At 58.3% G+C, this 20,879-nt stretch carries 18 protein-coding genes and 1 pseudogene; 5 read left to right on the top strand and 14 right to left on the bottom strand.

The window, feature by feature from the left end; all coding sequences use genetic code 11:
• Positions 1-2: 2 nt before the first annotated feature.
• From AAC636_RS06645 to cysS, 3 genes are all read right to left on the bottom strand, one after another.
• On the bottom strand, positions 3-779 hold the full coding sequence (locus AAC636_RS06645) for a squalene/phytoene synthase family protein (protein WP_340300852.1): 777 nt from the start codon (positions 777-779) through the stop codon (positions 3-5).
• Positions 776-2,398, bottom strand: a complete 1,623-nt coding sequence (gene cimA / locus AAC636_RS06640; RefSeq protein ID WP_340300851.1) for a citramalate synthase — start codon at positions 2,396-2,398, stop codon at positions 776-778. Before cimA ends, AAC636_RS06645 begins: the two co-directional genes overlap by 4 nt.
• A gap of 88 nt (positions 2,399-2,486) precedes the next feature.
• Complete coding sequence (gene cysS, locus AAC636_RS06635) at positions 2,487-3,854, bottom strand: cysteine--tRNA ligase (protein WP_340300850.1); 1,368 nt, start codon at positions 3,852-3,854, stop codon at positions 2,487-2,489.
• Positions 3,855-4,048: 194 nt separating this feature from the next.
• Here cysS and AAC636_RS06630 point away from each other — a divergent pair, with 194 nt between their 5' ends.
• On the top strand, positions 4,049-4,417 hold the full coding sequence (locus AAC636_RS06630; RefSeq protein WP_340300849.1) for an MmcQ/YjbR family DNA-binding protein: 369 nt from the start codon (positions 4,049-4,051) through the stop codon (positions 4,415-4,417).
• Here AAC636_RS06630 and eda read toward each other — a convergent pair.
• The gene (eda, locus tag AAC636_RS06625) at positions 4,414-5,055 is read right to left on the bottom strand and encodes a bifunctional 4-hydroxy-2-oxoglutarate aldolase/2-dehydro-3-deoxy-phosphogluconate aldolase (RefSeq protein ID WP_340300848.1); all 642 of its coding nucleotides are present in this window, start codon (positions 5,053-5,055) and stop codon (positions 4,414-4,416) included. The genes AAC636_RS06630 and eda overlap by 4 nt on opposite strands.
• Before the next feature lie 18 nt (positions 5,056-5,073).
• On the bottom strand, positions 5,074-6,879 hold the full coding sequence (gene edd / locus AAC636_RS06620) for a phosphogluconate dehydratase (protein WP_340300847.1): 1,806 nt from the start codon (positions 6,877-6,879) through the stop codon (positions 5,074-5,076).
• 210 nt (positions 6,880-7,089) lie between these two features.
• Between edd and AAC636_RS06615 the strand changes: the two are divergent.
• Both AAC636_RS06615 and AAC636_RS06610 read left to right on the top strand, forming a co-directional pair.
• Positions 7,090-7,473 (top strand): annotated as a pseudogene (locus AAC636_RS06615) (family 1 glycosylhydrolase); the annotation flags it as partial.
• Between the two features lie 15 nt (positions 7,474-7,488).
• A complete protein-coding gene (locus tag AAC636_RS06610; RefSeq protein WP_340300846.1) occupies positions 7,489-8,439 on the top strand; it encodes a glucokinase in 951 nt (316 codons plus the stop codon).
• On the opposite strand, the gene AAC636_RS06605 is transcribed toward AAC636_RS06610, so the two are convergent.
• Complete coding sequence (locus tag AAC636_RS06605; RefSeq protein ID WP_317654506.1) at positions 8,436-8,909, bottom strand: Lrp/AsnC family transcriptional regulator; 474 nt, start codon at positions 8,907-8,909, stop codon at positions 8,436-8,438. The genes AAC636_RS06610 and AAC636_RS06605 overlap by 4 nt on opposite strands.
• Positions 8,910-9,028: 119 nt before the next feature.
• Between AAC636_RS06605 and putA the strand changes: the two genes are divergently transcribed.
• Positions 9,029-12,511, top strand: a complete 3,483-nt coding sequence (gene putA, locus AAC636_RS06600) for a bifunctional proline dehydrogenase/L-glutamate gamma-semialdehyde dehydrogenase PutA (protein ID WP_340300845.1) — start codon at positions 9,029-9,031, stop codon at positions 12,509-12,511.
• On the opposite strand, the gene AAC636_RS06595 is transcribed toward putA, so the two are convergent.
• The 5 genes from AAC636_RS06595 to AAC636_RS06575 form a co-directional block, all read right to left on the bottom strand.
• A complete protein-coding gene (locus AAC636_RS06595) occupies positions 12,508-13,233 on the bottom strand; it encodes a VIT1/CCC1 transporter family protein (protein WP_340300844.1) in 726 nt (241 codons plus the stop codon). The genes putA and AAC636_RS06595 overlap by 4 nt on opposite strands.
• Positions 13,226-14,641, bottom strand: a complete 1,416-nt coding sequence (locus AAC636_RS06590; RefSeq protein WP_340300843.1) for an FAD-binding oxidoreductase — start codon at positions 14,639-14,641, stop codon at positions 13,226-13,228. Before AAC636_RS06590 ends, AAC636_RS06595 begins: the two co-directional genes overlap by 8 nt.
• Positions 14,642-14,720: 79 nt before the next feature.
• Positions 14,721-16,199, bottom strand: a complete 1,479-nt coding sequence (locus AAC636_RS06585) for a carboxypeptidase M32 (protein ID WP_340300842.1) — start codon at positions 16,197-16,199, stop codon at positions 14,721-14,723.
• Entirely contained in the window at positions 16,196-17,353 is a 1,158-nt protein-coding gene (gene ctaA, locus AAC636_RS06580; RefSeq protein ID WP_340300841.1) for a heme A synthase, read from the bottom strand. Before ctaA ends, AAC636_RS06585 begins: the two co-directional genes overlap by 4 nt.
• 83 nt (positions 17,354-17,436) lie before the next feature.
• Positions 17,437-18,204: an RNA methyltransferase gene (locus AAC636_RS06575; RefSeq protein ID WP_340300840.1), complete on the bottom strand. Its 768-nt coding sequence runs from the start codon at positions 18,202-18,204 to the stop codon at positions 17,437-17,439.
• A 100-nt stretch (positions 18,205-18,304) separates the two neighbouring features.
• Between AAC636_RS06575 and AAC636_RS06570 the strand changes: the two genes are divergently transcribed.
• Positions 18,305-18,925, top strand: coding sequence for a thiamine phosphate synthase (locus tag AAC636_RS06570; protein ID WP_340300839.1), 621 nt, complete (start codon positions 18,305-18,307; stop codon positions 18,923-18,925).
• On the opposite strand, the gene AAC636_RS06565 is transcribed toward AAC636_RS06570, so the two are convergent.
• The 3 genes from AAC636_RS06565 to AAC636_RS06555 all read right to left on the bottom strand — a co-directional run bounded on the left by AAC636_RS06565 (position 18,897) and on the right by AAC636_RS06555 (position 20,869).
• Positions 18,897-19,745 carry a lysophospholipid acyltransferase family protein gene (locus AAC636_RS06565; protein ID WP_340300838.1) on the bottom strand — a complete coding sequence of 283 codons (849 nt, stop codon included), beginning with the start codon at positions 19,743-19,745 and terminating at the stop codon, positions 18,897-18,899. The genes AAC636_RS06570 and AAC636_RS06565 overlap by 29 nt on opposite strands.
• A 4-nt stretch (positions 19,746-19,749) precedes the next feature.
• Complete coding sequence (locus tag AAC636_RS06560; RefSeq protein ID WP_317654493.1) at positions 19,750-20,523, bottom strand: GNAT family N-acetyltransferase; 774 nt, start codon at positions 20,521-20,523, stop codon at positions 19,750-19,752.
• Positions 20,524-20,683: 160 nt separating this feature from the next.
• The gene (locus AAC636_RS06555; RefSeq protein ID WP_317654491.1) at positions 20,684-20,869 is read right to left on the bottom strand and encodes a DUF3553 domain-containing protein; all 186 of its coding nucleotides are present in this window, start codon (positions 20,867-20,869) and stop codon (positions 20,684-20,686) included.
• Positions 20,870-20,879 lie beyond the last annotated feature (10 nt).

The following is a 20,879-nucleotide window of genomic DNA, read 5'->3' as shown; positions in this document are numbered from 1 at the left end:
CCCTACCAGCGCCCTGTCAGGGAAACATAGGCAAGGCGCAGACGCTTGCCTGCCTCTGATGGCTCTAGCCCGCCTTGCGCGACAAGGGTAGGATGGGCAGCCGCCTTTTTCAAAATAGGCTCTGCCAGCCATGCCGCGTATAGCGCGGGCGTCACATGGGCGGGGATCATTCCCCGCTCTATGCGCGCGGCGCGCAATTTACCAAGCCCCATTCGCGCCAAATGGGCCACAGTGGACGGGCGACCATCATGCAAAGGGGCATGCCCCTTTTCCTCAAGCGCGGGGATCGCGCGCAGATATTTGGCCAACCCCATGGCCCAACCTATCGCACGAATGGCAGGCTCGAACATGTCCTGCGCCCCCAAACTGCGGGCAGCCATCCACAAAAGCCCTGCCCCCGTGGCCTCGATATAGGCGCTGAACGCGGCCTCATCTGCGAAGCCATCCTTGGTGGTGTCGCGCATCCGTGCCGCCACAAGATCGGACAAAAGCCCCGCATCACGCGCGGGCAAACTGGCCGCCAAAGGGGCCGCCCATTCATGCGCAGGCAAGGCCCGCCCCGCCTGCAATGCATCGGCCAGATCCGCCCAAAATTGCAAGCGCATCTGTGCCACCAATGGCTCAGGCGAGGCATAGGGCGCGCGCGCAATTTCCAAATTTACCGCATAAATTGCAAAAAGACAGGAGCGCAGATCGGGCGGCGCGGCCATCACGGCCAAGAACCGCTCGGGATCGCCACGCTCGATCACGCTTGCAAGCCGCGCCAAATCTTGGCTCATGATGCAGGCGCCCCGTCTTGGATCAGTTTCCAATGCACCGCATCCAAAAGCGCCTCGAAACTCGCATCCACGATATTCGCAGAAACGCCCACAGTCGACCAACGCCGCCCTGTATCATCTTCGCTGTCAATGATGACACGCGTAACCGCCTCGGTGCCCCCTTGGGTGATCCGCACTTTGAAATCAACCAGACGGATCGTGTCGATATAGCTTTGATACGGCCCCAAATCCTTGGCCAAGGCTTTGGAGAGCGCATTTACGGGGCCGCGATCTGATCCTGTCTCATCCATGCTTTCAGAGACAGACAACATTTTCTGATCGCCAATTTTCACAACCACGACCGCCTCAGAAAGGCTGACCATCTTGTCATATTTATTTTTGCGCCGCTCGACAGTCACGCGATAGCGTTTGACCTCGAAGAAGCGGGGCATCTGGCTAAGGGCGCGCCGCGCAAGCAACTCGAAACTCGCTTGGGCGGTGTCATAGGAATACCCTGCCGCCTCGCGCGCTTTGATCTCCTCTAGGATTTGGCCAAGCGCGGGGTCACCATCATCCACCATAATCCCCGCCTCGCTCAGGCGGCGGCGCAGATTGGATTGCCCCGCTTGGTTGGACATCGGGATCACCCGCGCATTTCCGACCAACTCGGGCTGGATATGTTCATAAGTGGCGGGGTTTTTCAGGATTGCCGAAGCATGCAAACCCGCCTTATGCGCAAAGGCGGAACTTCCCACATAGGGGGCTTGGCGCTGTGGCACGCGATTGAGAATTTCATCCAACAAGCGCGAGGCACGGGTCAGGTTTTTCAACCCCGCTTCGCCGACACGAATTTCATATTGGCTGCAATAGGGTTCTTTCAGAAGCAGGGTCGCAATCAGCGTTGTCAGATTGGCATTGCCGCAGCGCTCGCCCAAACCATTGAGCGTGCCTTGAACATGGCGCGCGCCCGCATCTATCGCGGCCAAACTGCCCGCAACGGCGGTTTCGGTGTCATTATGGGTATGAATGCCCAAACGATCCCCCGCCACGCCAGAGACGATTACCGCCCGCGTGATCTGGCCAATCTCATCAGGCAAAGTGCCGCCATTCGTATCGCACAGAACGATCCACCGCGCCCCCGCATCGTGCGCCGCGTGAATGGCGGCCAATGCATAATCTGGGTTGGCCTTATAGCCATCAAAGAAATGTTCTGCGTCAAACAGCGCCTCGCGCCCTGCGGCCACGAGATGGGCGATGGAGGCGCGGATATTTTCAAGGTTCTCTTCAAGGCTGATCCCAAGCGCCTCGGTCACATGGAAATCATGGGTTTTGCCCACCAGACAAACCGCAGCCGTGCCCGCATTCATCACGCCCGCCAGAACATCATCATTCGCGGCAGAGCGGCCTGCGCGTTTGGTCATACCAAAGGCCGCCATGGTCGCGCGCGTGTCGGGGGCCGCTTCGAAAAAGGCACTGTCCGTGGGGTTGGCGCCGGGCCAGCCCCCTTCGATATAATCCACCCCCAGATCATCGAGCATCGCGGCGATACGCAGCTTGTCTTGGGTAGAAAATTGCACCCCTTGGGTCTGCTGCCCGTCCCGCAAGGTGGTGTCATAAATATAGAGACGGTCGCGGGTCATGTTGCCCCCCATGTTTTGCCTGCGCAAAGCGCAGTCAGCGCCCGCACCGCCCCCCACGGGGCGGGCGCGGTTCTGTTCCAAAGGCCACTCACAACAGACCTTCCAATTTCAACGGGTCAAAATTCGCGGTTGGGATCAACTCAACCCCCTCCTTACTCATCCGCACCTCGACCCCCGCATCGGTCAGGGCAGATTTCAGGGCATCAACAGGCGCGAAGTCTTTTGTCTCCATTGCGGTCTGACGCGCGGCAAACAACTGCGCCTCCAATGCCGAAAGATCAACATCAGGGGAGGCTGCCCAATCAGGCACCCCGACAGAGGCTAGACCCAATATCGAGAGGCCCGCACGCAAGGATGCAGCATCCCCAGACTGCGAAATCTGATGCAAGGCCGTAATCGCAAGGGGTGTGTTCAAATCATCAAACAGCGCCGCAAGCATCGCGTCAGGCACAGGGGCCTGCGGCGCATCAGCGGCCTGAGCATACCATTTGCGCAGCGTCTTCTCCGCCTCCGCCGCCTTCTTCGCGGTCCAATCCATGGGCTTCGAATAATGCGTGGACAGCATCACGAAGCGGATCACCTCGCCCGGTACGCCCTGATTCAGCAAATCGCGCACGGTGAAGAAATTGCCCAAGGATTTGGACATTTTCTTACCCTCGACCTGCAGCATTTCATTATGCATCCAAATATTGGCAAAGCCCGCGCCTTGATGGGCGCAGCAGCTTTGCGCGATCTCGTTCTCATGATGCGGGAACATCAGATCATTGCCGCCGCCATGGATATCGAAATGCGGCCCCAGCAATTCGTGGCTCATGGCCGAACATTCAATATGCCACCCCGGACGGCCATACCCCCATGGGCTGTCCCATCCGGGCGTGTCCGCATCGGATGGTTTCCACAGCACGAAATCCATCGCATCGCGTTTATAGGGGGCCACCTCGACCCGCGCGCCTGCGATCATATCCTCGACTGTGCGCCCTGACAGGCGGCCATAGTCGGGATAAGAGGCAACAGAAAACAGCACATGCCCTTCAGCCGCATAGGCGTGACCCTTGGCGATCAGGTCTTCGATCATCGCGATCATCTGCGGGATATATTCGGTCGCGCGCGGCTCATGGGTGGGGCGGCTTACGCCGATTTCATCCATATCCGCGTGATACCAACCGATGGTTTCCTCGGTGATCTCGCCAATCGCGCGCCCTGTTTCACGGGCCTTCGCGTTGATCTTGTCATCCACATCGGTGAAATTGCGCACATAGGTGATATGATCTTTGCCGTAGACATGGCACAGCAACCGAAACAGCACATCAAACACAATCGCAGGGCGGGCATTGCCGAGATGGGCGCGGTCATAGACAGTTGGCCCGCAAACATAGAGGCGCAGATTCGTTGGATCAATCGGGGCGAAACCCTCGATTTTGCGCGTCATAGAATTGCGAAGCTTGATCTCAACCATCGCTTAGATTGCCCCTCTCCCTGAGCCTGAGGCGGCACTGCGGCCACAGCAGAATTAGCGCCATTGCCCTATCAGGTTGTTTTGGAATTGAAAATAACCCTTCGCGCGCCTGTTCCCGTCAGCGCGACCCAACCCTCGGGTAAGTGCCGCATAAATTCCTTGCATTTGATAAGAAATTGCACATTTTTAGGGTCATGTTTGAAGAGTTTGTCGAGCGCCATTGCAAATCCCTGCCTGGTGCGCGCCTGGCTGAGCCATTTGGCCCAGACATGTATGTCTGGACAGTGGCCGAGAAGATGTTTGCTGCTTACACCAAAGGCAGCACGGGCGTGTCTATCCGCGCAAGATCGGCCCAAGAGGCGCAAAAAATGATCCAACAAGGCAAGGCCGTCTCTGCCCCCTATCTCAAAAGCGGGGGCTGGGTGATGGTTGAGTGGCGCAATACAGGCCCGCATGAACTGCGCCGCTATATCACGCAAAGCTATGCGCAGGTTCGGGCAGAATTAAATCCAAACCAACAGGCCAGCCTGCCGCCCTTTGATGCGGCGCAATTCAAGGGTTAACGGGGCAATGCCGCCGCTTCGCGCGCAAGGCAGGTGATTGCCTCCCAATCCCCTGCAACCATGGCCGCCTTTGGCGCGACCCATGATCCGCCTGCGCACAGCACATTTGACAGGCTCAGATAGCTTTGCGCATTGGCAAGGCTGATCCCACCCGTGGGGCAAAAGGCCACTTGCGGGATTGGCCCGCCGATGGATTTCAACGCAGGCGCCCCGCCAACCGCCTCGGCGGGGAAGAATTTCAGCATATCATAGCCGCGCTCATAAAGCGCCATCACCTCGGACGCGGTGACAGCGCCTGGAAGAAGCGGCAGCGCCTCATCTTCTGCCGCGGCCAAGACACGATCTGTCGCGCCGGGGCTAACCGCAAACAGCGCCCCTGCGGCCTTTGCGGCCTTCATATCGGCAGGGGTCAAGATCGTGCCTGCGCCCACAATCCCACCCTCAACCTCAGACATGGCGGCGATGGCATCCAAGGCACAGGCGCTGCGTAATGTGACCTCAAGCACAGGCAGACCACCCGCGACCAAAGCACGGGCCAAAGGCACCGCATGGGCGAGATCCTCGATCACCAAAACGGGAATGATGGGGGCGTGGGCCGCAAGGCCCCGCGCGAATTTTGATTGATCTTGCGGTGTCATGGAACCCCTTTCTCTTTTCTACACGACAACACCAGCACCGCTTGAGGCGGGGCCAGCATGGGCGCGGAAGATTTCAAACAATTCACGACCAATCCCGTGGCTATTGGCGCCAAGATCACGTGTGACAGCGGTGCGATCTGCCAGATCAGGCACCAGAGCCTCAAGCACGCCTTTGACAGCATCCACGCGGATCATATCGCCCTCCTGCAACCGCGCAAGGAAACCACCATCCAACGCCTCAGGGCTGACATGGATTGCGGCAGGCACTTTGCCCGATGCGCCCGACATACGGCCATCCGTCACCAAGGCCACCTTGTGGCCGCGATCCTGCAACACCGCCAAAATCGGTGTCAGGTTGTGCAATTCTGGCATCCCGTTGGCCTTTGGCCCTTGAAACCGCACCACGACCACAACATCGCGATTCAAATCGCCTGACTGAAACGCCGCTTTGACCGAGGCTTGATCATGAAAAATTGCGGCGGGGGCCTCGATCACCTGACGCTCAGAGGCGACAGCAGACACCTTCATCACACCTTCGCCCAAATTGCCCTTAAGCGCCACAAGCCCGCCTGTGCTTTGGAAGGCATCCTTCGCAGGGCGCAGAATTTTTTCGTTCAGCGTGGTCTTGGGCCCTGCTTGATACACCACCCCGCCATCGCTTAGTTTTGGCTCTTGCGTGTAATGGGCCAAACCCTGCCCCATCACTGTCTGGGTGTCGGGGTGCAACAAGCCCGCATCGAGCAATTCGCCAATCATAAAGCCCAAACCGCCTGCAGCGTGGAAATGGTTCACATCGGCCAACCCATTGGGATAGACCCGCGCCATCAGCGGCGTTGCAGCAGAGATATCCGCGAAATCCTGCGGCTCTAGGATCACACCCGCCGCGCGGGCCATGGCGACCAGATGGATCACCAAATTGGTCGACCCGCCTGTGGCCATCAACCCCACAAGACCGTTCACAAAGGCCTTTTCATCCAGAATATCGCAAACAGGGCGATACTGATCCCCAAGCGCCGTGATCTTAGCCACCTGCGCAACCCCTGCATCGGTCAACGCATCGCGCAAGGGCGTATGCGGGTTCACGAAACTGGCGCCTGGCAAATGCAGACCCATAAATTCCATTAGCATTTGGTTGGAATTGGCCGTGCCGTAAAAGGTGCAGGTGCCTGGCCCGTGATAAGAGGCCATCTCGGCCTTCATCAATTCCTCGCGCCCGACCTCGCCTGCAGCGAATTTCTGGCGCACCTTCGCCTTTTCATCATTGGGTAGACCACTGGTCATCGGCCCTGCGGGCAAAAAGATGGATGGCAAATAGCCAAATGTTGCCGCTGAAATCACCAAACCGGGGACGATTTTATCGCAAACGCCCAAATAAATTGCCGCGTCAAAGGTGTTATGGCTTAACGCGACACCTGCGGCCAAGGCGATTACATCGCGGGAGAACAAGCTTAGCTCCATCCCCACCTGCCCTTGGGTGACCCCATCGCACATGGCAGGCACACCGCCCGCAACCTGCGCCGTAGCCCCGTTGGCCCGCGCTGCGGCCTTAATCCGTTCGGGGAAAGCCTCAAAGGGCTTATGCGCGGAAAGCATATCGTTATAGGCGGTCACAATCCCAAGATTTGGCGCGCGTGCCGCCACCAAAGGATCCTTGTCCCCCTCCATCGCCGCATAAGCATGGGCCTGATTGCCACAGGTCAAATGCGCGCGGCGCGGGCCATCGGCGGCCGCTGCACGCATCCGATCTAGATAGGTCTTACGCGGCCCTTGCGAGCGCGCAATGATCCGCGCGGTGACGGCTTCGACACGGGTATCCAAGGACATAGACAAAAACCTCCATCTTCTGAGGCTTGCTATAATATGTTAGCGCTAACTATGCCAGAGGGAAATCGCACTCAATGCGGGGCGACATTCGGCAAAAACACCTTTTCACCACGATAAAGCAGCGAAATTCCCTTGTGGAAAAGGTGAATTTTCTCAGGCGCTGCACTCAGTCGCAGAACTTCCCCGCGCTTTGAGGGGTGAATCCCAGGCGTTGAGGGGCCATTGCCCAAAACCCAAATGGGCTGGGAAGTTTACCCCGAGGTGTTGCATCATTTCCTGACCCACACGGCAAAAACCTACACGGGCGACCTGCCGCTTTATGTGACCGAAAACGGCATGGCGAATGACGATACGCCCGAACAGCCAGATGTGGCGCGCATAACCTATCTTGATGCCCACATGCGCGCCTGTTTGCGCGCGATTGAGGATGGCGCACCCTTGAAAGGCTATATCGCATGGTCGCTGATGGATAATTACGAATGGGCCTTTGGGTATGAAAAACGCTTTAGCCTTGTCCATTTTGATTTCGAAAGCTTGCCAAGACGACCAAAAGCGTCTTATCACGCGCTCGCACAGGGCTGGCGCGCGGGCTAAATAAGGCAGGACAGGATGACATCTTCCCCCGATTTGGATTTGGTCGCTGATATCGGCGGCACCAACACCCGCGTGGCTTTGGCGCGCGCGGGCGTCATTGACCGCGACAGCATCCGCCGCTTTGCCAATAAAGACGCCGCTGATTTGTGCGAGATATTGGCGCAATTCATGGAACAGGCGGGCCTCCGTTCTGGCGCGTTCTCGGGCATTTGCGTGGCCGCCGCAGGCCCCGTGCGAGATGGCGTGGCCAAAATGACCAATTTGGATTGGCATATTGACCGCGCGATGTTGGTTGATGTCTCGGGCGCGTCACGCGTGGCTGTGCTCAATGATCTACAGGCGCAAGGCTATGCGATTGGCCATATTTCCGATACGGAATTGCGTGTAATCCGGCCCCATGATCCCGCCTCGGCCCATGCGGCGAAATTGGTCATCGGGCTTGGCACGGGGTTTAACGCCGCCGCCGTATTTGACGGGCCGCGGGGCCGCGTGGTGCCCCCTTCGGAATCGGGCCATATCACCCTGCCCACCCCAGATGACCAAACCCGCGATCTTGCCCGTTTCTTAGCCAAAAAGCATGGCTTCGCCGCAGTCGAGGAAGTTCTCTCGGGGCGTGGGATCAGCCATGTCCACGCCTTTTTGCATGGGATTGATCAGCCCGCTCAACAGATCATGGATGCGCTTGAGCAAGATGATGCCAAGGCCCGCGCTACTGCTGCGCTCGTTGCACAGGTTCTGGGCAATGTCGCAGGGGATCTGGCCTTGGTGAACCTGCCCTTTGGTGGGGTCTATCTGATTGGCGGCGTCTCGCGCGCCCTTGCGCCCTATTTGATGCAATTCGGATTTGCCGAGGCCTTTTCGAATAAAGGCCGCTTTGGCCCCTTTATGGCGCAATTTGGGGTCAGTGTCGTTGAAGATGATTTTGCCGCGCTCACAGGCTGCGCACAGGCCTTGATCGAGCTTTAGAACGCGCGGTCTTTGACGGCCTGCATAGAGACATGTGTCGAGGTTGAGGCGACATGCGGCAGGGCGGATATGACCTCGCCCAACACGCGGCGATAGGCGCCCATATCGCGGCAGCGCACCTTGACCAAATAATCAAACGCCCCTGCAATCATGTGGCATTCTTCGATTTCGGGCACGGCAATCGTGGCTTTGTTAAAGGCGGCCAATGCCGCCTCGCGCGTGTCGGACAATTTCACCTCAACAAAAGCCACATGTTCGCGGTCAAGCTTTACGGGATCAAGCTCCGCGCGGTAGCCTCGAATATAGCCTTCCTGCTCAAGACGGCGCAGCCGCACTTGGGTTGGGCTTTTCGACAGCCCCACGCGATCCGCCAATTCCGTTACGGAAATTCGGCCATCTTCTGAGACTTCCTTCAGAATCTTCCGATCAAACCCATCAATTTGCCCGCGTTCTGGCGATTTTGATACCATCAAACCCACCCTTTTCCTGTTTAATCAATTTATTTTCCCGCTAAACTACAAAGTCAAGGCGGATTTCCCGCCGATATCTTCGTATTGTAATTCATCTTCATTTTACCCGTGGTGTCCACATGACCGACCTTTCTGTGCTGCGCGATGCGATCCGTGACAATCACTTGGCCGATGAGGCCACTATTCTCGACCGCCTAATAAAATCGCACGGCCCCGATCAGGCCACGCGCACAGCCGCAAAGGCGCGCGCAACCCGCTTGGTCACATCCATCCGCAATGACGCGGATGCAGGGTTGATGGAGGTGTTTTTGGCCGAATATGGCCTCTCGACCCGCGAAGGCATTGCGCTGATGTGTTTGGCAGAGGCGCTGTTACGCGTGCCAGATGCGACCACGATTGATGCTTTGATCGAAGATAAAATTGCCCCTTCAGCCTGGGGCGAGCATTTGGGAAAATCCTCCTCATCGCTAGTAAACGCATCCACTTGGGCGCTGATGCTGACGGGGCGCGTTTTGCAAGACGGCGAAGGCATGGATCGCGTGTTGCGCGGGGCCTTGCGCCGTTTGGGCGAACCTGTGATCCGCACCGCCGTGGCGCGCGCCATGCGCGAGATGGGGCGGCAATTTGTGTTGGGGCAAACCATGCCAGACGCGATGGCCCGCGCCGCCAAGCAAGAGGCAAAGGGATATAGCTATTCCTATGATATGTTGGGCGAGGCGGCGATGACCATGGCCGATGCGGATGCCTTTTTTGCCTCTTACAAAACCGCCATTGCCAAGATCACCCCGCGCTGTAACGCTGGGGATATCCGCAGCAACCCTGGAATTTCGATCAAACTCTCGGCGCTGCATCCGCGCTATGAGGTGGCACAAAAAGATCGTGTGATGTCAGAACTTGTGCCGCGCGTTTTGGAATTGGCCCTTGATGCGCGTCAGGGCGGGATGGGTCTTAACATTGATGCCGAAGAAGCAAATCGTCTTGATCTGTCGCTTGATGTGATTGAGGCGGTCTTGGCTGATCCACGCCTTGCAGGGTGGGACGGGTTTGGTGTTGTGGTGCAGGGCTATGGCCTGCGCGCAGGCGCGGTGATTGACTGGCTTTACGCCCTTGCCACCAAACTTGACCGCAAGATCATGCTGCGTCTGGTCAAAGGCGCCTATTGGGACACCGAGGTGAAATTGGCGCAGGTTGAAGGACTATCTGGCTTTCCTGTCTATACACGAAAATCCGCCACCGATGTGGCCTATCTGTGTTTGGCCAAAAAGCTGCTTGGTCTGACGGATCGCATTTATCCGCAATTTGCCACCCATAACGCCCATTCTGTGGCGGCCATTATCGAAATGGCAACAGACCCTACCCGTTTTGAATTCCAACGCCTGCATGGGATGGGCGAGGCGCTGCATGATCTGGTGCTGAAGGGCAACGCCACGCGCTGCCGCATCTATGCGCCCGTTGGGGCGCATCGGGATCTTTTGGCCTATCTCGTGCGCCGCTTATTGGAGAATGGCGCAAATTCTTCCTTCGTGAACCAAATCATGGATGAAAACACGCCACCTGAGGTGGTCGCAGCCTGCCCCTTTGAACGGCTCGAACGCGCAGGGCCAAATCTTGCTGTGCGCCACGCAAGCGCGCTTTTTGCGCCCGAGCGCGCAAATTCACGCGGGTTTGACCTTAGCGATCCTGTCACCTTGGCCGAGCTAGACGCGGCGCGCGCGCCATTTCGGACGCATCAGTGGCAGGCAGGCCCCATTTTGGCCAAACCTGCGACAGGGGCCGATGACATCACCCAAACCTGCCCCGCCGATCCCGCTGACATCGTGGGCCGTGTTACCGAGGCCGCCGCAGGTGCTATCGAGACTGCACTGACATCTGCGCAGGCTTGGGACGCACCTGCCGCAGAACGCCGTGCCTGCCTTGAACGGGCCGCCGACCTTTACGAAGCGCATCATGCCGAATTATTTGCGCTTCTGGCCCGCGAGGCGGGCAAAAGCCCCGCCGATGCAGTGGCCGAACTGCGCGAGGCGGTGGATTTCTTACGCTACTACGCGGCCCATGCGCCGCTTTTGCAGCAGCCCGCGCGCGGGGTGTTTACCTGTATCAGCCCGTGGAATTTCCCCTTGGCCATTTTCACAGGGCAAATCGCTGCCGCGCTTGCAGCGGGAAATGGCGTTTTGGCAAAGCCCGCTGAGACAACCACCCTCATCGGTGCGCGGGCCGTGGAATTGCTCCATGCCGCAGGCGTGCCGCGTGGCGCCCTGCAATTTCTGCCAGGACAAGGGGCCAAGGTTGGGGCGGCCCTTGTCAGCGATGCGCGTGTTGCGGGCGTGTGCTTTACGGGATCAACGGCAACTGCCCAAGGGATCAACCGCGCCATGGCGGCCAATCTACACCCCGCAGCCCCTTTGATTGCAGAGACAGGCGGCCTGAATGCGATGATCGTAGACAGCACAGCCCTGCCCGAACAGGCCGTGCGCGACATTGTCGCCTCGGCCTTCCAATCAGCGGGTCAGCGTTGCTCGGCCCTGCGGTTGCTCTATGTGCAAGAAGATATCGCAGGGGGCCTGTTACAGATGTTGCAGGGCGCGATGGAGGAACTCTCCCTCTCCCACCCATGGAACATATCCTGCGATGTGGCCCCCGTGATCACGGCAAGCGCGGCGGCAGAGATCAATGCCTATGTCCAACAGGCCCAGAGAGAGGGGCGTTTGATCAAACAGATCACCCCGCCCAGCACGGACCATTATGTGGGGCCTGCCTTGATCTCATTGCCCGGTGGGATCAACGACCTTGAGCGCGAAGTCTTTGGCCCTGTCTTGCATGTGGCCACTTATAAGGCCCGCGATCTGGCGCGGGTTGTGGCCGATGTGAATGCAAAGGGCTATGGCCTGACCTTTGGGATGCACAGCCGCATTGATGACCGCATCGCCGAGGTGGCGAGCCAGATCAAGGTTGGCAATCTCTACATCAACCGCAACCAAATCGGTGCCATTGTGGGCAGTCAGCCCTTTGGGGGCGAGGGTCTGTCTGGCACAGGGCCAAAGGCGGGCGGGCCGCACTATTTGCCGCGCTTTACAACCCCCGACCTCGCGGCAGAAGGCCCAATGGGCGATGCGCCCCCCTGTGATGAGGCCGAAGTGACCCGCGCCCTTGCAGCACTTGCGCGCCCCTCTGACAGGCCCCTTTCCCAAGCAGAAATGCCCGGGCCTACAGGTGAATCAAACCTGTTATCACGCTATGCGCGCGGGCGGGTTCTGTGTCTTGGGCCAACGGCCGAAGCTGCAATGATGCAGGTGCAAATGGCCAAAGAGGCAGGCTGTACCGCCCTTGCGATTGCGCCCGGTGTTGGCGCGCATGGGGTTGAAGGGCTACTTCCTGCTGACATGCTGCGCAGTCTCACGGGGTTTGATGCCGTGATCTTATGGGCATATCCCGAAGAGGCCCGCCCCTATCGCGCGGCATTGGCTGCGCGCGAGGGCGCCTTGGTCCCGCTGATTTGCGAGAGCGACCCTAAACCGCGCCTGATCCTTGAGCGGCATATCTGCATTGACACCACGGCGGCGGGCGGCAATGCGCGGCTTCTGGCGGCGGCAGGTGAGGCCTAGATCGCCAACCCCACGGCGCGACCAATTAAGGATGTGGCCACCATTGCCAACACGCCCCAGAACATGACACGGAATGCGGCGCGCCCTTTGGGGGCGCCGCCAGCCTGCGCACCAAGCGCACCAAGCGTGCCGAGGGCCGCCAATGTGGCCGCCCCCACCCAAATCTCCACCTGATCATGCGGGGCCACGCCCCCCATCAGCAACGGCACCAAAGCACCGCCTGCAAATGTCGCGGCAGACACCACCCCTGCCTCTACAGGCTTGGGCGGCGAAAGATCAGTCAGCCCAATCTCATCGCGCAAATGTGCGCCAAGCGCGTCTTTGCGGGTAAATTCGCGCGCCACCTCATCGGCCAACTGCTCCGACAAGCCGCGTTGACGATAAATCGCGGCCAATTCGGCCAATTCGCCCGCAGGGTTCAATTTCAACTCGCGCTTTTCGCGCTCGACATCGGCGCGCTCAACATCGGCTTGGCTTGAGACGGAAACATATTCCCCCGCTGCCATCGACATCGCCCCCGCGACCATGCCTGCAATCCCCGACAAGAGGATCGTGCCTTGATCCGCACCGCCCGCAGCAACCCCCACGATCAATGACGCTGTCGACAAAATCCCATCATTCGCCCCCATCACCGCCGCGCGCAACCATCCTGAGCGTTGCGACAAATGCGGTTCCTCATGGGCCGAGGGGACATTGTGGGTATCAGGTCGGTGTTCAGCCATAATTGGGCAATCCCATTTTTCCTGGGTTAAAAATATTTTGCGGATCAATCCCGCGCTTGATTGTGGCCATGACCTCCATCGCTTCTGGCCCCAATTCGCGGATCAGATAGGCGGCTTTGCCTTGGCCGATGCCATGCTCACCTGTGCAGGTGCCCTCCATCGCAATCGCCATATCATTCAGCCATGCAACAAACCCTTCGGCCATCTCAACCTCGGCAGGACTGTCCGTGTCGATCAACATCAGCACATGGAAATTTCCATCGCCCACATGGCCCACAACGGGGGCGATCATACCTAATTCTGACGCACGCGTCTGTGCCTTTGTCACAGCCTCGGCCAGACGGCTAACGGGCACGCAAATATCGGTGGAAATCCCCTTTGCCCCGGGGCGCAGGGCCAAACCCGCCCAATAGGCATCATGGCGCGCTTGCCACAGTTGATTGCGCTCCTCCTCAAGGGTAGTTGCGGCAAAGCCCGTGCCGCCAAAATCAGCTGCAATCTCGCCAAAACTTGCCGCATCCTCGGCCACGCCTGTCTCGCTGCCATGAAATTCCAATAACAAAAGTGGCGTTTCTGGTAGGGACAGTTTGGAATAGCGATTAACGGCCTCAACCATCAGCTTGTCGAGCAATTCAATGCGCGCCACGGGCAATCCATATTGCACAGTCGCAATGACACATTCGCAGGCAGCCTCGACCGAAGGGAAAGAACAAGTCGCCGCAGAAATTGCCGCAGGGATACCGCGCAGACGCAAGGTTAACTCGGTGATCAGGCCAAGCGTGCCTTCAGAGCCGATCATCAGATGGGTCAAATCATACCCTGCCGAAGATTTCCGCGCCCGCGCGGCGGTTTTTACAATCTCCCCCGATGGCAAAACCGCCTTCAGCCCAAGGATATTTTCCTTCATCGTGCCGTAGCGCACGGCATTCGTGCCGCTTGCCCCCGTGGCCGCCATACCGCCAAGCGATGCATCTGCTCCTGGATCCACGGGAAAGAACAGCCCCGTGTCGCGCAAATGCGTGTTCAACGCCTTACGCGTGACACCTGGCTCAATCACGACATCCATATCCTCGGCACTGACCCGAAGAATACGGTTCATCTGACTGAAATCAATACAAATTCCCCCTGCGGATGCATTCACATGCCCCTCAAGGGATGAGCCTGCCCCAAAGGGGATCACAGGCACATGATGACGCGCGCACAGACGCACAACATCTTGGACTTCCTCGGTCGCTTGCACAAACACCACAGCATCAGGCGCTTGGGTGCGCAGCCATGTGGTGGTGTGGCCATGCTGTTCGCGCAAGGCGGCACTGGTCGCAAGCCGCGCCCCAAATTGCCCCGCAAGCGCCTCGATCACGGTAGCAATGCCATGCTCATTGCGCGGAAGATCTAAAATTTCAGCCATGGTGATGCACTTTCTCTGTTGCTGCCTTTATGTTTAGCGACAGCCGCACAGAAGAAAAAGGGGGGCCGCACCCTCGGGGCTAAAGCCCGTAAAGTGCGCCAAATTTTTCCTCGAGATAGCGCAACAGCGGTTCAGGGGAGACAGGCCCACCGATTGCATCCGCAATCGTCTGGCGCGGCGGTTTCAGGCTGCCGTGGCGTTGCAATCTCTCGCGCAGCCAATCGGTTGCAGGGCGTGGATTGCCCTGTGCCAATGCCGCATCCAAATTCGGCACATCCGTGCGCAAAGCCTGCATCAAGCAGCCGGCATAGACATTGCCAAGCGCATATGTGGGGAAATATCCAAACAAGCCCGCCGACCAATGCACATCTTGCAACACCCCATGGCTGGGACGATCCACGGCGAACCCAAAATCAGCCATAAAGCGATCATTCCATGCCGCCTCAAGATCACCCACGGCCAGATCACCGCTGATCAATGCCTGCTCTAGATCAAACCGCAGCATGATGTGCAGATTATACTGCACCTCATCGGCCTCGGTGCGGATATAGCCTTTGGCAACCCGATTGATCGCCGCATAAAGCGAAGCAGGGCTATCTGTTGACAGCCCACCAAAGGCCGTCTGCATCTGCCCATAAAGCCATATCACAAAAGGCAGGGATCGACCAAGCTGATTTTCGTAAATGCGGCTTTGGCTTTCATGTACCCCCATCGAGGCCCCCTGCCCCAATGCGGTCAAGTGATAGAGCGGGTCGATATTTTGCTCGTAGCAGGCATGGCCCACTTCGTGAATGGTCGAATAAAGCGCATTAAACGGATCATCCCGCGCTACCCGCGTGGTGATGCGACTGTCATTGCCTGAGCCAGAAGAAAACGGGTGAACGGCAAGATCAATCCGCCCTTTGTCGAGATCATAGCCAAAGGCCAAAGCAATCTCGCGCGTCAGGGCAAGCTGCGCCGCCTCGTCAAAATCACCCGATATCGCCGCGGGCATCGGTTTTTCAAGGATCGCCGCGCGCAAGGCCACAAGGCGCGGGCGCATCGCATCAAACAGGGCCGCGATTTCGCTAGCGCGCATCTCAGGTTCGTAATCGTTCAACAGCGCATCATAAAGGGCCGCACCACGCATCTCGCCTGACAGACAGGCGGCCTCCTCGCGGCGCAGGGTGATAAGTTGCTCAAGAACAGGTAAAAAACCCGCGACATCATCTTCGGCGCGGGCCTTGGCCCAGACCCCATGGGCGAGCGAGGCCGTCCGCGCCAATTCCGCCGCCAAACGCGCGGGGATTTTTGTAGCACGCTGATATGACCGCGAGATCAGCCGCAAAGAGGATGCTTCAAAATCCGTTTCAGCCTGTGCGGTTTCCAACAGTTCGCCAAGTGCAGGGTCAGTGCGGCGGGCGTGCAGAACCCCCTCCATCGCTGCGATTTCTTCGGCGCGCTGTGCCGCTGCCCCTTTGGGCATCATGGTTTCTTGATCCCAATGCAACCGCCCCGCGACCTGCTCAAGCGCGGCGGTTTGCGCTGCATGCGCCAAAAGATCCCCCATCGCGCTCATGCCGGTGCCCCACGCAAGGATTGCTCAGGCGGATAAATCGCAAGGAAGCGCGCGCGCAAAATCAGGACGACCAAGGCCACCGCGCCAAGCTGATGGGTCAACCCAAGGGCAATTGGCGCAGAATGCATCACCGTTACGATCCCGATCACCACCTGCCCAAACAGCATCACCGCCATCCACGCATAGGATTGGCGCACCAGCGCATTGCCCGATTTTCGCCCTTTGAGCCAAACCGCAATCCCATAGGCAAAGACCAGATAGCCCAGCATCCGATGGATGAATTGGACGGTTCCATCATTTTCGAACAGATTACGATACCAAGGGTCAATCGCCCACATATCAGGCGGGGTGAACCCGCCCGCCATCAAAGGCCAATCAATATAATTGCGCCCTGCATCGATTCCCGCGACCAAAGCCCCGACCAAGACTTGCAAAAAGGTGAGATGCAAAAGCCCCGTGGTCATACCAAAAAGGCGCTTATCGCCCGCACGCCGCGCTGCCAATAACGCGGGCGCAGGTCGGCTGAGCTGCAAAATAAACCATGTGATGAGGGCAAGGATGACAAACGCGACACCCAAATGTGTCGCCAACCGATAAGAGGCAACATCAAACATGCCAGGCGCAAGACCTGAATAGACCATCCACCATCCGATGGCCCCTTGCAGACCACCAAGCGCCCCAAGCGCCACGATTTTTGGAACCCACCCTTTGATCAGATTGCCAGAGAGCGCTAGCGCGGCAAACCCAAGGGCCCAAACAAGACCGATTGTGCGCCCCCATTGACGATGGCCCCATTCCCACCAGAAAATATACTTAAACTCGGCCATCGACATGCCGCGATTTTGCTGTTGGTATTCGGTTGTCTGCTGATAGGCGGTGAATTGCTCTTGCCACTGGTCATCACTGAGCGGCGGAATGGCCCCCGAAATCGGCGCCCATTCAACGATAGACAAACCTGAATCAGTCAGGCGCGTCATGCCCCCAATGGCAATCATTGCCGCAACCATTACAAAGAGAACCGCCAAATAGGCCCGCATCCATCTGCGCGCCGCGCCCGTGTCGCGGGAAATCCCCAAAGGGTTCGGGCTTGTTTTGCCCGGCCCAGAGGGCCCTTTGCCGGATTGGTCGACCTCTTCGAAAATATTGCGGCTCATGGCGCGGCCCCTTCTCGATCTTCATTTGGCAAAAGACCTAGCGCCTTGGCAAAGGCTTCGCAAGAATGCGCGGCAGTTTGGCGCTAGGGCCGATCGCGCCAACGCTGCATCTGTCGCAAAATGCCGTGGAACAGCTGAACATCGGCCCGTGTCAGGGGCAGACGCCCCCACAGATTGCGCAAGACCAGCTTCATGCCCGCGGCCTTTGTTTCGGGAAAGAAATAGCCCATTTCATCAAGCTTTTCTTCGTAGTGATCCGCCAGTTTTTCCACCTCAATCGCGGTGGCAAAATCGCTGCGGGCAAATTCCATGCGCATTTCCACCACCTCAGTGGTTTGGCGGCGCCACTCATAAGCGCATAGCAGCACAGATTGCGCCAGATTGAGCGAGGGAAAATTAGGGTTCACGGGCACAGTTATAATCGCATCAGCCCGCGCGATATCGTCATTTTCCAAACCAGCGCGCTCGGGGCCAAAGATCACCGCAACCTTGCCCCCCGCGGCATGGATGGCCCGCGCCTGCGCCATCGCCGCCTCGGGGCTGAGGATCGGTTTGGTCAGGCCCCGTTCGCGGGCAGTGGTTACAAACACATGGGTGCAATCGGCAATCGCCTCGGGCGTTGTCTCCAACACCAAAGCAGGATCAAGCACCACGCCTGCGGCGCCACTGGCCAAGGCCACCGCGCGTTCATTCGGCCACCCATCGCGCGGGGCCACAAGGCGCATATGGTTCAGGCCGAAATTCCACATCGCCCGCGCAGCTGCGCCGATATTCTCACCCATCTGCGGGCGCACAAGCACGAAACAGGGCATTGGATGGGCGGTTGCGGGAATTTGGCTATCGTCACTCATGATCCTGCCATATCGTGCGGAGCCATTCTTGCCAAGCGCCCCATTGCTGAACACGAAGCAAACCATTAGGAACAAACAAAGACTGACAAGAGGCAGCCCTATGTCCGACATGGATATTCCACAGATTTACCTTGTGACCCCGCCAAATTTTGAACTGACGGGCTTTGGCGCACAGCTTGCTGCAGTTTTGGATGCCTATCCTATCGCCTGCCTGCGCCTGTCTTTGGCAAGCCGTGATGAGGATGACCTCGCGCGCGCGGCAGATCACTTGCGCGAAATTGCCCATGCCCGCGATATCCCTTTGGTGATGTCAGAACATATCAAACTGGTCGAACGCTTGGGGCTTGATGGCGTGCATCTCTTGGATGGGTCGCGCAGCACCCGCAAAACCCGTGCGGATCTTGGCGGCGATGCAATCATCGGCTGCTTCTGTGCCAATTCCCGCCATGATGGGATGAATGCAGGGGAAATGGGCGCGGATTACATCAGTTTCGGCCCTGTTGGCGACACAAGCCTTGGCGATGGCAGCCGCGCCGAAGATGATCTTTTCGCATGGTGGAGCCAGATGATCGAACTGCCAGTCGTGGCCGAAGGCGCGCTGACGCTTGTAGATATCGAACGCCTTGCGCCGATCACAGATTTCTTCGCCATCGGTGAGGAAATTTGGCGCAAAGACGACCCTGTGGCAGCCCTTAAGACGCTTCTGTCCCCTCTGGGCTAAGGGCCTGCGTAAGCTCCGCCCGCACGGCCGTTTCGGCGGCCTGCGCCAGTGCCTTGCGCGATGCAAACTGTGAGACGCGCAAGGGCGCATGATAGATGACCGTGACATGGCCATTTTTGCGGACAGATAGCACCCGCATCAGACCCGCACCAAAGGATTGATCGCCCCACCACCCGTAAAAGGCGGGATTTTCGCCTGCGGGGGCGTGATAGGCGATGGTGACGGGCTGAACAGTGATATCCCGTGGCAGATCAGTCGCAAAAAACGCCTCAAACAGGCTTGAGCGGAAGGGTAAAACGCGCAACCCATCGGTGGATGTGCCTTCTGGAAAAAACACCAAACGCTCGGCGCCTTCTGCAAGGCGCATATGCAACAGGCGATTTTGATCTTTTGCCGCCATGCGCCGCCGCTCGATGAAAACGGTGCCTGCTGCGCGCGCCAAAATCCCAATACCCGCCCAATCGCGCACTTCGGATTTTGCCACGAATACCACAGACCCGCCCGCATTGAGCGGGAAGATATCAAGCCAAGACACATGATTGGCTACAATCGCGCCCGCAGCTTGTGCGGCATTTCCTTTGCGCGTCACCTTGAGGCCCAAAATCACACAGACAAAGGCGCAGACGATTTGCGTGATCCGCGCAGTTACAGGGCGGCGCAAAGGCCCCGCTATGACGCGCTCTGGCACGCGGCACAAAAGCAGGGTCAAAAAGCCAAATCCAATGACCAGAAGGATCGCTGCCCCGCGCAGACAGGCGCGCAGAATACCCAAAACCCCAACAGATGCGGGCGTGACCTGAGGGGCGCCATCCCATCGCATGGGCCTATATCCCCCGCCCCCGCGCGTAGAGCGCGCGGTGTTTTTCCGACATCAGGGCCGTATCAAGGATCAAACAAATATCTGTGCAATTAAAGGCGTGATCGACAAAGGCCCCCTGCCCAACCGCACCGCCAAGGCGCAGATAGGCCTTGATCAACGCGGGCAGCGCACGCGTAGCAGCCGTGCGCTCAAGCGCGTCTTCGGCAATGAGGTTCATATCCTGATAACCCGCCGCCCGCGCCTTTGGGCGCAGCCCCTCAGGAGCAAGATGGCGGTGATGCAACAATGACAGGGGCGCGGCCAATTCAGCCACATCGGTGCCATGCAGTGACGCCACACCAAATAAAATTTCAATCTCATGGGTCACGATATAATCGGCCAGCCCATTCCATAAATGCATCAGCGCCGTGCCCCCGCGATAATCGGCATGAACGCAAGACCGCCCCAATTCCAGCAAACGCCGACCCGAAGATTTGAGCGGCGCGAGATCATATTCATCTTCAGAATAGAATTGACCTGCGGCTTTGGCCCCGTGCTCCTGCATTACACGGTAAACGCCCACAACTTGCTCGCCCACAGCGCGGCGATGATCCAGAAGCATGAGATGATCAAAAAATGGGTCAAAGCGATCTGCCTCAAGCCGCGCCTCGTGATCCACCAAGGCCCCATCAGCGCCCAATTCCGCCACGAATACCTCATAGCGCAGGCGCTGTGCCGCGCGAATATCCTCCGGGCTTGAGGCCAATCGCAGCTCAAAATGCGGCTCTTGCGACACCATAAGGTGGGCCTTCCTGTCTTGGCTGTGCCTTTCGCGCCGCAATTTTGCGGCCTTTGGGGCAAATGGGTTTATCTGTGCAGCGCGATGCGCCTTTCCAAGATATGATCTTCGTGATGCAGAATTAGGGTATTGTTAACCATCATTCCAGTAGACCGAACCCTTAAGCGCCCCATTCGGGCAGCAATGTCACATGGCGGGAGTCGATCACTTGTTTGCCTTGATGCTCGAAATTGACGGTCACCTTGCCGCCAATATTGGATTGCACCTGCCCCAACCCCCAATCGGGTTGCGCAGGGTTGCGCACCAACATTCCAGGCTCAAGCAGCGCATTCAACTCTTCGGTCATAGGAGGCCTC

This window comes from Roseobacter sp. HKCCD5988 (assembly GCF_037830355.1).
GTDB lineage: Bacteria > Pseudomonadota > Alphaproteobacteria > Rhodobacterales > Rhodobacteraceae > M30B80.
Note: the sequence above shows the minus strand (reverse complement) of the source record. Positions and strands in the feature narration are given on the sequence as shown.

What these genes read in the sequence shown, in the direction of transcription:
- ctaA (WP_340300841.1), bottom strand. Translation starts at nt 17,353, where the DNA reads ATGAGCCGCAATATTTTCGAAGAGGTCGACCAATCCGGCAAAGGGCCC.
- AAC636_RS06645 (WP_340300852.1), bottom strand. Translation starts at nt 779, where the DNA reads ATGAGCCAAGATTTGGCGCGGCTTGCAAGCGTGATCGAGCGTGGCGAT.
- cimA (WP_340300851.1), bottom strand. Translation starts at nt 2,398, where the DNA reads ATGACCCGCGACCGTCTCTATATTTATGACACCACCTTGCGGGACGGG.
- AAC636_RS06590 (WP_340300843.1), bottom strand. Translation starts at nt 14,641, where the DNA reads ATGGCTGAAATTTTAGATCTTCCGCGCAATGAGCATGGCATTGCTACC.
- AAC636_RS06560 (WP_317654493.1), bottom strand. Translation starts at nt 20,523, where the DNA reads ATGGTGTCGCAAGAGCCGCATTTTGAGCTGCGATTGGCCTCAAGCCCG.
- eda (WP_340300848.1), bottom strand. Translation starts at nt 5,055, where the DNA reads ATGACACCGCAAGATCAATCAAAATTCGCGCGGGGCCTTGCGGCCCAC.
- putA (WP_340300845.1), top strand. Translation starts at nt 9,029, where the DNA reads ATGACCGACCTTTCTGTGCTGCGCGATGCGATCCGTGACAATCACTTG.
- AAC636_RS06565 (WP_340300838.1), bottom strand. Translation starts at nt 19,745, where the DNA reads ATGCGATGGGATGGCGCCCCTCAGGTCACGCCCGCATCTGTTGGGGTT.
- cysS (WP_340300850.1), bottom strand. Translation starts at nt 3,854, where the DNA reads ATGGTTGAGATCAAGCTTCGCAATTCTATGACGCGCAAAATCGAGGGT.
- AAC636_RS06630 (WP_340300849.1), top strand. Translation starts at nt 4,049, where the DNA reads ATGTTTGAAGAGTTTGTCGAGCGCCATTGCAAATCCCTGCCTGGTGCG.
- AAC636_RS06610 (WP_340300846.1), top strand. Translation starts at nt 7,489, where the DNA reads ATGACATCTTCCCCCGATTTGGATTTGGTCGCTGATATCGGCGGCACC.
- AAC636_RS06570 (WP_340300839.1), top strand. Translation starts at nt 18,305, where the DNA reads ATGTCCGACATGGATATTCCACAGATTTACCTTGTGACCCCGCCAAAT.
- AAC636_RS06605 (WP_317654506.1), bottom strand. Translation starts at nt 8,909, where the DNA reads ATGGTATCAAAATCGCCAGAACGCGGGCAAATTGATGGGTTTGATCGG.
- edd (WP_340300847.1), bottom strand. Translation starts at nt 6,879, where the DNA reads ATGTCCTTGGATACCCGTGTCGAAGCCGTCACCGCGCGGATCATTGCG.
- AAC636_RS06585 (WP_340300842.1), bottom strand. Translation starts at nt 16,199, where the DNA reads ATGAGCGCGATGGGGGATCTTTTGGCGCATGCAGCGCAAACCGCCGCG.
- AAC636_RS06555 (WP_317654491.1), bottom strand. Translation starts at nt 20,869, where the DNA reads ATGACCGAAGAGTTGAATGCGCTGCTTGAGCCTGGAATGTTGGTGCGC.
- AAC636_RS06575 (WP_340300840.1), bottom strand. Translation starts at nt 18,204, where the DNA reads ATGAGTGACGATAGCCAAATTCCCGCAACCGCCCATCCAATGCCCTGT.
- AAC636_RS06595 (WP_340300844.1), bottom strand. Translation starts at nt 13,233, where the DNA reads ATGGCTGAACACCGACCTGATACCCACAATGTCCCCTCGGCCCATGAG.